Annotated in this window: 10 protein-coding genes; 9 read left to right on the top strand and 1 reads right to left on the bottom strand. The window is 74.6% G+C overall.

Annotated elements, in window-relative coordinates; genetic code table 11:
- The 5 genes from ABYE80_RS11400 to ABYE80_RS11380 form a co-directional block, all read left to right on the top strand.
- Positions 1–523: CpsD/CapB family tyrosine-protein kinase (locus tag ABYE80_RS11400; RefSeq protein ID WP_372790400.1), on the top strand; the 523-nt coding region annotated here is incomplete at its 5' end.
- Entirely contained in the window at positions 498–1,451 is a 954-nt protein-coding gene (locus tag ABYE80_RS11395) for a glycosyltransferase family 2 protein (protein ID WP_372790399.1), read from the top strand. The genes ABYE80_RS11400 and ABYE80_RS11395, both read left to right, overlap by 26 nt.
- Entirely contained in the window at positions 1,451–2,401 is a 951-nt protein-coding gene (locus ABYE80_RS11390) for a glycosyltransferase family 2 protein (RefSeq protein ID WP_372790398.1), read from the top strand. Before ABYE80_RS11395 ends, ABYE80_RS11390 begins: the two co-directional genes overlap by 1 nt.
- Positions 2,394–4,499 (top strand): glycosyltransferase, encoded by a 2,106-nt coding sequence (locus tag ABYE80_RS11385; protein ID WP_372790397.1) that lies wholly within the window; start codon positions 2,394–2,396, stop codon positions 4,497–4,499. The genes ABYE80_RS11390 and ABYE80_RS11385 overlap by 8 nt, the downstream gene beginning before the upstream one ends.
- On the top strand, positions 4,486–5,481 hold the full coding sequence (locus ABYE80_RS11380; protein ID WP_372790396.1) for a glycosyltransferase: 996 nt from the start codon (positions 4,486–4,488) through the stop codon (positions 5,479–5,481). Before ABYE80_RS11385 ends, ABYE80_RS11380 begins: the two co-directional genes overlap by 14 nt.
- Before the next feature lie 13 nt (positions 5,482–5,494).
- Here the strand turns inward: ABYE80_RS11380 and ABYE80_RS11375 are convergent, their stop codons facing one another.
- Positions 5,495–6,445 carry a glycosyltransferase family 2 protein gene (locus ABYE80_RS11375; protein ID WP_372790395.1) on the bottom strand — a complete coding sequence of 317 codons (951 nt, stop codon included), beginning with the start codon at positions 6,443–6,445 and terminating at the stop codon, positions 5,495–5,497.
- A gap of 57 nt (positions 6,446–6,502) precedes the next feature.
- On the opposite strand from ABYE80_RS11375, the gene ABYE80_RS11370 reads away from it, so the two are divergent.
- From ABYE80_RS11370 to ABYE80_RS11355, 4 genes are all read left to right on the top strand, one after another.
- The gene (locus ABYE80_RS11370; protein ID WP_372790394.1) at positions 6,503–7,594 is read left to right on the top strand and encodes a glycosyltransferase family 4 protein; all 1,092 of its coding nucleotides are present in this window, start codon (positions 6,503–6,505) and stop codon (positions 7,592–7,594) included.
- Positions 7,591–8,532, top strand: coding sequence for a glycosyltransferase family 2 protein (locus ABYE80_RS11365; RefSeq protein ID WP_372790393.1), 942 nt, complete (start codon positions 7,591–7,593; stop codon positions 8,530–8,532). The genes ABYE80_RS11370 and ABYE80_RS11365 overlap by 4 nt, the downstream gene beginning before the upstream one ends.
- Before the next feature lie 250 nt (positions 8,533–8,782).
- Positions 8,783–9,496 (top strand): hypothetical protein, encoded by a 714-nt coding sequence (locus tag ABYE80_RS11360; protein ID WP_372790392.1) that lies wholly within the window; start codon positions 8,783–8,785, stop codon positions 9,494–9,496.
- 74 nt (positions 9,497–9,570) lie between these two features.
- On the top strand, positions 9,571–10,291 hold a 721-nt coding region (locus tag ABYE80_RS11355), incomplete at its 3' end, for a TolB family protein (RefSeq protein ID WP_372790391.1).

Genomic DNA, 10,291 nt, shown 5'->3' with positions numbered 1-10,291 from the left:
CTCCGGGCAGCTGACCCTGCTGATCGAGTGCGACCTGCGACGCCCGTCGCTCGCCGGCCGGCTGGGCATCGAGCGCTCCCCCGGCCTGAGCGACTACCTGGGTGGCAACGCCACACCGGCCGAGGTGCTGCAGACCGTCCGTCTGCGCCCCGACCAGCAGGAGGGCGGCCCGACCCTCGTCTGCATCGCCGCGGGGACGCCTGTCGCCCGCCCCGCCGAGCTGCTGGAGAGCCAGCGGATGCGGGACCTGCTCGCCGAGGTGCGGGACGCGTACGACCTCGTGATCCTGGACACCAGCCCGGTCCTCCCCGTCGTCGACACGCTGCGGCTCATCCCCGCGGTGGACGCCCTCGCGGTCTGCGTGCGCAGCAACGAGACCACGCGCGAGCAGGCGCGCGCCCTGATCGACGCGCTGTCGAACCTCCCGGCCCGCCCGACCGGCACGGTGATCACCGGCATCCGTCCGGAGAACGAGGAGACGTACACCTACTACTCGTATGCCTACGTCGGTGCCGGCAAGTAGCCGTCCGCGGGTCTCGGTCATCCTCCCGACGAAGGACCGTCCCGACACCCTGCCCGAGGTGCTGGACGCGCTGGAACGCCAGGATCTCGCGGGCCTCGACGCCGAGCTCCTCGTGGTGGACAACGGCTCCGCTCCGGCCGCGGTCGACGCCGCCCGCGAGCGCGTCGGGCGGTTCGCCTGGGGTGCCCGGTTCCTGGAGGAGTCGAGCCCCGGGGTCGCGGCGGCCCGCAACACCGGCGCACGCGTGGCGTCCGGCGCCGTGCTCGTCTTCCTCAACGACGACGTCGTGCCCGCCGACGCGGGGTGGCTGCGCGGTCACGTGGACCGGTTGCTCGCCGAGGACGACCCCCGTGCCGGGGTCCTGGGCCCCGTCGTCTGGCATCCCGGCATCGAGATCACCCCCGTGATGCGCTGGCTCGCGCGGCGCGGGATGTCCCACGCGTACGGCGAGCTGGAGGCCGGGCGCTCCGATCCGGCGGAGCTCTACGCCAACAACCTCTCGCTCCACCGCGGCGCGTTCGAGGAGGCGGGCGGCTTCGACGCGCGTTTCGCCTCCTACGGCTGGCAGGAGTACGACTTCGCCCTGCGCCTGCACGACCGCGGTTTCCGGCTGGTGCTCGCGCCGGAGCTTCGAGCCTGGCACCACCACGTGCACGATCTCGACGACTCGCTGCGGCGTCAGGAGCGGATCGGGCGGACGACCGTGCTGTTCAACGCCATCCACGCTCAGCGCCCGGGGCTCCGCACGCCGCACCCCGGCCGCGTGAAGATCGCGCTGGGCGCTGCCCTGGCCCCTCTGCTCCTGCGTCTGCGACCGCCACGCCGACTGCCCGACCGCGTCCTCGCGCCCCTGCTGTGGGCCATGCATCAGGCCGCGCTCGCGCGCGGGTTCCGGGCCGGGCGCCGGGACCTCCCGGGCGTCCTGTGATGACGTCGCTCGCGGACCTCGACATCGTGATCCCGACGTACCGGGGCGCCGAGCGCGTGGCCGCGTGCGTGGCCGGGCTCGGCGACCTGGACGGCGCGACCCTGTGGCTGGTGGACGACGCCTCCGGGGACGACACGGTCGACCGGCTGCGCCGCGACCATCCCGACGCCCGGATCATCGAGCGCGCGGAGAACGGCGGCTTCGCGGTCACCGCGGACACGGGCCTGCGCGCCGGATCGGCCCCGTTCGTCGCGCTGCTGAACGACGATCTCCTGCCGCGCCCCGGCTTCCTGCCGGCGATGCTCGCCGTCCTGCGCGGCGATGACCGGATCGGCATGGTCGCGCCGGTCATGGTCCGCCCGGACGGGGAGCGGCTCGAAGGCGTCGGCATCGAGGCGGACCCCACGGTCGCGGGCTTCTCGTGTCACTGGGGCGCCCGCCTCGACGAGGTCGGTCGCCTGGACCACTCCCGCCTGCTCGGACCGAGCGGCGGCGCGGCGGCGTACCGCAGGGCAGCTCTCGAGGAGGTCGGCTATCTCGACCTCGCAATAGGTTCCTACTCGGAGGATCTCGACGTGGCATTGCGAATCCGGGCGGCCGGATGGGCCGCACGTCCCGCGCTCGACGCGGTCACCGTCCACCTGGGGTCGGTGACCTTCGGGCACCGCACCGACCGTCAGCTCGGCGACAAGGGCCACAGCCGGGGGTACCTCATGCGCAAGTACGGCGTGCTCCGTGATCCGCGCACGGCGGGGCTCGCCGTCGCGGGAGAGGCGGCGATCCTCGCGCGCCAGCTGACCCGCGACCGGAGCACCGCCGGTCTGCGCGGCCGCGTCGCCGGCTGGCGCCTCGCCGGGCGGCGGGAGCGGGTCTCGGTACCGGACGGTCTGCTCAACGGCCGGATCGGGTTCCTCGAGGCGCTGCGGCGACGGAGGTCCTACGGTGGTTGATCCACGCCCCGCGGTCAGCGTCTGCGTGCCGTTCTGCGGCAGTGCCGACGACGCCGCGGAACTCGCGGACGCGCTCGGCGTCCTGGAGCTCGGTCCCGACGACGAGATCGTCGTCGCCGACAACTGCGTGACGCCGACGTTCGAGCGCGGCGCCGGGGAGCGCCCGCAGATGCGGGTGGTGCGCGCGACGGGCGAGCAGTCCTCGTACCACGCCCGCAACGTGGCCGCGTCCGCGGCGCGCAACCCGTGGCTGGCGTTCACGGACGCCGACTGCCGCCCGCGCCCGGACCTCCTGTCCGCCATGCTCGAGCCCGTCCCGGCGGAGCACGTCGGCGCGGTCGTCGGCGCGGTCCACCCCGTGCTCGACGCGACGACCTGGGTGTCGCGCTACACGATCACACGCCAGCAGAACAAGCAGGCGATGCACATGCGCAACGCCTACAAGCCGTTCGGCGCCACGGCGAACCTGACGGTCCGGCGCGAGGTCTGGGAGGCCGTCGGCGGTTTCCACGAGGGCATCCGGTCCGGCGGCGACTGCGATTTCAGCTGGCGCCTGCAGGACGCCGGCTGGGAGCTGGAGTACCGCGAAGAGGCCGCCGTGCTGCACGAGCAGCGGGAGACCATCCGGCAGCTCGTGCGTCAGTACGCGCGGTACGGGGCGGGACGCCGGTGGATCGCCGTGCGCCACGTCGGGTCCAGGATGCGACCGCGGATCCTGCGACCGGTGTCGCGCTGCGTGGCCGCGTGCGGCTACTGGATGCTGCGCGGCAAGCCGCGCCGCGCCGGGTACAAGCTCATCGACGCGCTGGTCCTCTGCTCGGAGGCGGCGGGCGGACTGCTCGCCAACACCCCGCCCTCCAAGGCCGCGCCCTCCGCCGACGCGGCCCCGGGGCCCGCCGCCGACCTCCCGTCCGTGTGCCTGGTCGTGGACCAGTTCCCGGAGGTGTCGGAGACGTTCGTCGCCCAGGAGGCCCGCGAGCTCGCGAACCTGGGGATCCGGGTCCGCCTGGAGGCGCACGGCCGCGGCCGGACCCCCGCGCGCGAGCTCTCCGAGGGTCTCGACGTGCACTACCTCGAGGACGACGGACCGCTCCGCAAGATCGCGGACCTCGCGTGGCTCGTGACCCGCGCCCCGCTGCGGTGCGTGGCGGACCTGCGCAGCCGGTCGCGTTGGCGCGAGCAGGAGCCGGTGCTCCCGCTGCGTTCCCTGGCGCCGATGGCCCGGCGCATCGCGGGGCGGGGTGATGAGCACCTCCACGCCCACTTCGCGGCGGGCGCGGCGCTCACGGCGCTCAGGGTGGCCGACCTCCTCGGGCGGCCGTGGAGCTTCACCGCACACGGCTACGACATCTTCCGGACGCGGCGGAACCTCGCGGAGAAGCTCGAGCGCGCGGCGTTCAGCACGACCGGGAGCGACTTCACGGTCGCGGCGCTGCGCAGCCACGGCAGTGCGGCGGCGGCGCAGCGGATCCACCGCGTGGTCATGGGCGTCGACGGTGAGACCTGGCGGCGCAGCACCCCGGTCCCCGAGCGCGGACCGGTCGTGGCCGTCGGGCGCCTGGTCCCGAAGAAGGGGTTCCCGGTGCTCGTCGAGGCCGTGTCGCTGCTCGCGGACGACCCCGCGTTCGAGGGTCTGGTGATCGTCGGGGCGGGACCGGAGCTCGAGGCGCTGCGGGAGGACGCTGAGCGACTCGGGGTCACCGACCGGATCACCTTCGCGGGCGCGCTGGCCCCGAGCGCCGTCCGCGAGGTGCTCGAGCGTGCCGTCGTCGTCGCCGTGCCGTGCGTGATCGCGCCCGACGGCGATGCGGACTCGATGCCGGTCATCGCCAAGGAGGCTCTGGCGATGGAGATCCCCGTGGTCGCCAGCGATGCCGCCGGCCTTCCCGAGGTCGTCAGCGACGCCTGCGGGCGGCTCGTCCCGGCGGGGGACGCGTCCGCGACCGCCGAGGCGCTGCGCGAGGTGCTCGACATGTCACCCGACGAGCGGCGGGCGCTCGGCGCACGCGGCCGGGAGCGCGTGGTGGGTGAGCTGGGCTCGCGCACGCAGACCGCCGTCCTCGTCGACCTGATCAGGGCGGCCCGTGCCGATCGTTGATCGCGCGGACGTCCTGGTGGACATGCGGCGCGAGCGGCCGCGGACGGGCATCGGGCGGGTCATCGCCGCCTGGCGGGAGGAGGCGCGGGAGCACCCCTGGCCCGTCGCGGTCCTGGAGCGCGACCAGGTGCCCGACAGGTCCCCGCGCCTCTCCGAGCCCCGTGCCGTCGGGCGCGCGGCGAGGGCGGCCGGCGCCAAGCTCGTGCACGCCGGCTACCCGTACGCGCTGACTCCTCGCCACCCCCCGACGCTGCTCACCCTCTACGACACGCTCCAGCTCGAGCGCCGGGACGCGCGCGCGGTCGTCTTCCGAGCGCTCCTGGCCCGCAACACCCGTCTGGCCCCCGCGGTGCTCACCATCAGCGAGTACGCCCGGGACCGCATCAGTGCCGAGCTCGGGCTCGCGGCGGACCGCGTGCTCGTGGCGCCGCTCGCGGTGCTGCCGGCACCGGCCGGGACCACCGACCGCACGCGGCCGTACGCCCTGTACGTCGGCAACGACAAACCGCACAAACGCGTGACCGAGCTGCTGCGATGGGCTCCTGAGCTGCTGGCCAGCCGCGGCCTGCGCCTCGTCGCGGTGCTCCCGGAGGGGTCCGCGGCGGCCGCGCACGGCGCGACCCTCGCGAACGTCGAGGTCCGCACTTCGCTCGACGACGCCCAGCTCGAGGACCTCCTGGGCGGCGCCACGATCTACGTGTCGCTGGCCGAGGGCGAGGGGTTCGGGCTGGTGCCCCTGGAGGCTGCGGCCCGCGGCGTGCCGTCCGTGCTCGCCGACGCCGGGGCCCATCGAGAGGTCATGGCCGATGGCGCCGAGTACTGCGAGGCGGATCCGGACGACCTGGCCGCCGCGCTCGACCGGGCGCTGGCCGACCGGGAGGCCCTGGGCGTCCGGGCCCGCGCACGGGTGGACGTGTTCTCGTGGAAGAACTCGTGGGAGGCGGTCGTGGCGGCGCACCGCCACACCCTCGCCATCCTCTAGGAGCCGCCGCCCGTCAGCCGAGCGGCGTGCGGTGGCGCAACGAGCCGCGCACGAGGGCGAGGCACGAGGCAGCGTCCCCGAGCGCGTCGATCGCCACGACGACGAGACCTCGCGGCCACCCGGCCCGCCGGCCCTTGCGCGCCGTCTGCGAGCACCACGGGACCGCCAGGAGCAACGGCGACCGACGTCGCGTGACGGCGGCGGTCACGACCCCCGCGACCGCCGCGTCGAACGCTGCGCTGCGGGCGTTGAGGAAGTAGCGCCGGTAGGCGACGTGCTCGCGGAGTTCGGGGATCTCGCGGATCAGTGCCGGGAAGTCGACGAGGCGTCCCTTCTCGGCCACGAAGGTCCGCAGGTCCCCGGGAAAGACGGCGTGGTGCACGAGCGCCTGCTCGCTGAAGGCCGTGCGCGCCCCGTGCCGTCGCGCGGTCCACGCGAACAGCACGTCCTCGCCGAGCGGCCGGGCGGCCGGATCGTCCTCGAGCAGGAAGTCCCGGAAGCCCCCCACGTCCTCGAACGTCGACCGGCGGACGAACAGGTTGGCCGTCTCGTAGAACCCGCGCTCCCGCACCACCTCGAGGGTCCGATCGAAGCGCTGACGTGTCGCGCTCGGGTCGGGCAGCACCTTCCCCTGCACCAGGTCGGCGTCGGCGAGGGCCGCGAGGCCCGCTGCCGCCCATCCCGGCGTCGGGATGCAGTCGGCGTCGGTGAACGCGATGTTCGGGGCGCCGGCGGCCATCACGCCGTCGTTGCGGGCGGCGCCGGGTCCCGCGCCGCGTTCGCGACGCAGCAGTCGCACGCCCGCCGCCTCGACGCGCTCGGGGGTGTCGTCGAGCGACCCGTTGTCCACGACGATGATCTCGATGCCGCCCGGCACCTCCTGGGCGGCCAGTCCCTCGAGCGTCGCCTCGATCGTGGCGGCCGCGTCACGGGCGGGGACGACGACGGACAGTGCTGGTGGCATCGGGCGTGAGGGTAGTGGCCGTGACCCGGCGGCGACGCCCGCTACCCTTCCCGCCCGATGCGCGTCGCCCTGCTCACGCCCGCCTACTGGCCAGAGGTTCGCCGGGGCACCGAGCGCGTCGTCCATGACCTCGGTGTGGGGTTGCACCGGCGCGGGCACACGCCGCGCATCGTCACCACGCATCCGGGGCGTCCGAGCACGGCCACGGAGGAGGGCGTGCGGGTGACCCGGCACTGGCGCCCGCCCCATCGGCCGGCTGCGCGCCTCGGGTTTCCCCAGCACACCTCCCAGATGCCGCTGCTCGCCGCGGACCTCCTGGTGCACCGGCAGGACGTCGCGCAGGCGTTCTTCCCGGGTGACGCGGTGGCCGCCGGCGCCTGGTCCCGCGTGACCCGCCGGCCCAGCGTCTTCTCGATCATGGGTCTCCCCCGTGCTCGCGCCCTGCGCCGCCACCGCCGCTCGCTGGGGCTGTGGCAGCGGGCGTGCCGGGACGCGACGGCGGTCGTCGCGCTGAGCCAGGCCGCCCGCGAGGCGGTGGGGCGCGAACTGGACGTCGACGCGCACGTGATCCATCCCGGCGTCGACCTCGAGCGGTTCCGTCCCGGCGCGGCGCGCTCCGAGCACCCGACGATCCTCTGCGTCGGCGCCCTGGACGATCCCCGTAAGCGGGTCTCGCTGCTCGTCGAGGCCTTCGGGGTCCTCCGGCGTCAACGTCCTACGGCGCGGCTGCTGCTGCTGCAGCCGTCCGATCCGTCGCTCGCGGCGCAGTTCGCGGCCGACGGGGTCGAGTTCGTCGACCTGGACCCTCGTGCGGAGGGTCTGCGTGAGCTCTACGGATCGGCCTGGGTGAGCGCCCTCGCCTCCGAGAAGGAGGCGTTCGGGCTCGTCCTGACCGAGGCGCTCGCGTGTGGCACCCCGGTGGTCGGCGCCGCCGACGGGGCTGCGCCGGAGATCATCGGGGACTCCGGCGTCGGCGCGACGTTCGCCGAGCCCGACGCCGAGTCGGTCGCCACGGCGCTGCTGGCTGCGCTGGAGTGCGCGGGCGACCCGTCGATCGTGGCCTCCTGCCGGCGCCGGGCCGAGATGTTCTCGGTGGCGCGGGCCCTCGACCTCCACGAGACCCTCTACCAGGAGTTGGTGCGGGCATGAGCCGTCCCCGGATCGCCGTCGTCGTCTGTACGCACAACCGCGAGGACCGCCTTCGGGGGCTGTTCGCGGCTCTCCGCGCGCAGGACGTGCCCGAGGAGGACTGGGAGCTCCTGGTCGTGGACGACGGGTCGACCGACGGCACGCCCGAGGTGCTGGCGGAGGTCGCCGCGGCCGGGGATCTGCCGCTGCGGGTCCACCGGATGGAGAACGCGGGCCCCTCCGTGGCCCGGGACGAGGGCTGGAGGCGGACGTCGGCTCCGCTGGTCGCCTTCACCGACGACGACTGCGAACCGGCCCCGGACTGGCTGTCGACGCTCCTGGAGCACCACGACGCCCAGCCCGAGGCGGTGGTGCAGGGCCGCACCGAGCCCATCCCGCGGGAGGTCGGACTGCTCGGCCCCAACTCCCGGACCCAGCGGGTGCAGCGCTGCGGCCCGTACTTCCAGACCTGCAACATCGCCTACCCGCGGACCTGGCTCGAGCGCGTCGACGGCTTCGACCGCTCCTTCGGCTGGGGCGGTGAGGACTGCGACCTGGCCTGGCGCTGCATCGAGGCGGGGGCGAAGGTGCGATGGGCGCCCGAGGCCCTGGTCCACCACGCGGTCGTCCAGCTCGGTGGCCGGGCCTATCTCCGCCAGAGCCAGCGTTTCACGGACTCGATGCGGCTCTACCGCCGGCATCCGGGCCTGCGCGGCGTCGCGCTGACCTGGTCGGTGTTCTACAAGGCCTCGCACCAACTGCTGCTGCAGTCCCTGATCGGCGTGCTGCTGGCCCGGCGCCACCCGGCCTGGCTCCTGCTGACCTATCCGTACCTGAAGCAGCTCGAGCGCCGATGGGCCGGCTCTCCGCAGTGGGCGCCGATGATCGTCGCCCACGACGTCCTGGAGGTGGGCGCGACCGTGCGCGGCGCGATCCGTCACCGGACCGTGGTTCTCTGACGTGGTGACGCGTATCGCGGACGGGACGGCTATCGTGCTGGGTCTTGCGGGGTAGTACATGACACGGGATGCATCAGGGATAGGTGCGCGCCTGCGCGCACTCCGCTCGCCGTCCGCCCTGTCCGTCGCTCCGGAGCCGGAGCCGACGCCGGAACTCGAGCCGGACGTGCCGCCGGTGCAGGCCGTGCCGCAGGTCCGAGCCCCGTCCGCGTCGACGGAAGCTGCCAGCACCTGGCGTCCTTCGGAGCTCGTGCGCGCGGCGCCCGCCGACGACGGGCTGTTCCTCGAGACTCCCGCCGCTGCCGCCGCGGACGGTCCGCGGCCCGTCCCCCAGCAGCCCGGCGCGCCCGCCTGGCTGCCGCAGGACCTCACCCGGGTCGACGTTCCGGCTACCGCGACCGATGCGACGGTCGTGGACGACCTCCCGCTGCGGGCCCCGGGCTGGTGGCTGCGCGGCGCCCGAGCCCGCGTCATCACGACCGCCACGATCGTCGGCGGCATCGTGCTCATCATCGCCGTGAGCGGCGGCTCGGACACCACGGTGGAGACCTCGTCGGTCGCCGGCCCGCGCACGCCGGCCGCGTCGACGGCGCCCGGCGCGAGCGCCGCCGAGATCGACGCGCAGCGCTCGAGCTTCGACACCCGACGCGCGAAGGAGCGCCGCAAGGCCGCCGAGCTGCGACGCGCGTCGCTTGCGCGGCGCGAGGCCCGGGCGCGCCGCGCCCCGGTCGCCCCCGCGCGGGGCACCGCCGTCGCGACCCCCGCCCCGTCGGTCGCGCCGCCGCGGGCCGTCGCCGCCCCGGTCACCCCCGTCAGGGCGAGCCCGACGCCGGCGAAGTCGCCGGCGACCAAGAAGCCGACCTCGACCCCCGCCCCCACCAAGGCGCCCACGCCCGCACCCGCCGCGTCCGAGCCGGCGCCTTCGGCGCCTTCCACCAAGCCGGGACGGGAACCCGCACCGTGAACCGGGCTGCGATCGCGCCATCGTCAGCCCTCCGCGCCGGCCTCGTCGGCTGTCTCATCGGTCTGGCGGCCCCCGTGTCGGCCTTCGCGGCGTCGCTGCCCGTGCGCACCGCCGCGCTCTCGACGGACGCGGAGGGCCGTACCCCCGATGCCGCGAGCGGGAATCCGACGATCTCCCGGCTGGGCACGATCACCGCCTTCGACACCGCGGCGACCACGTTCGGCCCCGGATCCGCGAACGGGAAGATCCGCGACGTCGTCACCGTCAACCTGGCGACCGGCGCGCGCACGCTCGTCTCGGATCCCGGCGTCGGGCTGCCGGCGGCCAACGGCCCTTCGACGTCGCCGGCGCTGAGCCGCGACGGTTCGACCGTCGCGTTCGTCTCGACGGCCAGCAACCTCGTCGCGGGAGACACCAACCGGGCCGCCGACGTCTTCGTCCGCGACGCGGCGGGCACCCTGACCCGCGTGTCCGTCACGAGCCTGGGCCAGGAGGCCAACGGCGACAGCGGTCCGCCCGCCATCTCCGGTGACGGGCGGTTCGTCGTGTTCTCGTCCAGAGCGTCGAACCTCGTACCGAACGACACCAACCGCACTGAGGACGTTTTCGTCCACGATCGCCGGACCGGCACGACCAGCCTGGTGAGCGTCACCCCCAAGGGCACGTCCGGGTCGGGGCGCTCGAGCACCCCGGCGATCAGCGACGACGGCGCGGTCGTGTCGTTCGAGTCGCTCGCCCGGGACCTCGTCAGCGGCGACACCAACGGCGTCGCGGACGTGTTCGTGCGCAACATCG

It is taken from the genome of Paraconexibacter sp., from assembly GCF_041602235.1.
Lineage (GTDB): Bacteria > Actinomycetota > Thermoleophilia > Solirubrobacterales > Solirubrobacteraceae > Paraconexibacter.
The sequence above is the reverse complement of the archived record's forward strand: the minus strand, read 5'-3'. Positions and strand labels throughout refer to the sequence as shown.

Coding starts and splice junctions, on each gene's coding strand:
- ABYE80_RS11375 (WP_372790395.1), bottom strand. CDS start 6,445: ATGCCACCAGCACTGTCCGTCGTCGTCCCCGCCCGTGACGCGGCCGCC.
- ABYE80_RS11370 (WP_372790394.1), top strand. CDS start 6,503: ATGCGCGTCGCCCTGCTCACGCCCGCCTACTGGCCAGAGGTTCGCCGG.
- ABYE80_RS11390 (WP_372790398.1), top strand. CDS start 1,451: ATGACGTCGCTCGCGGACCTCGACATCGTGATCCCGACGTACCGGGGC.
- ABYE80_RS11395 (WP_372790399.1), top strand. CDS start 498: ATGCCTACGTCGGTGCCGGCAAGTAGCCGTCCGCGGGTCTCGGTCATC.
- ABYE80_RS11365 (WP_372790393.1), top strand. CDS start 7,591: ATGAGCCGTCCCCGGATCGCCGTCGTCGTCTGTACGCACAACCGCGAG.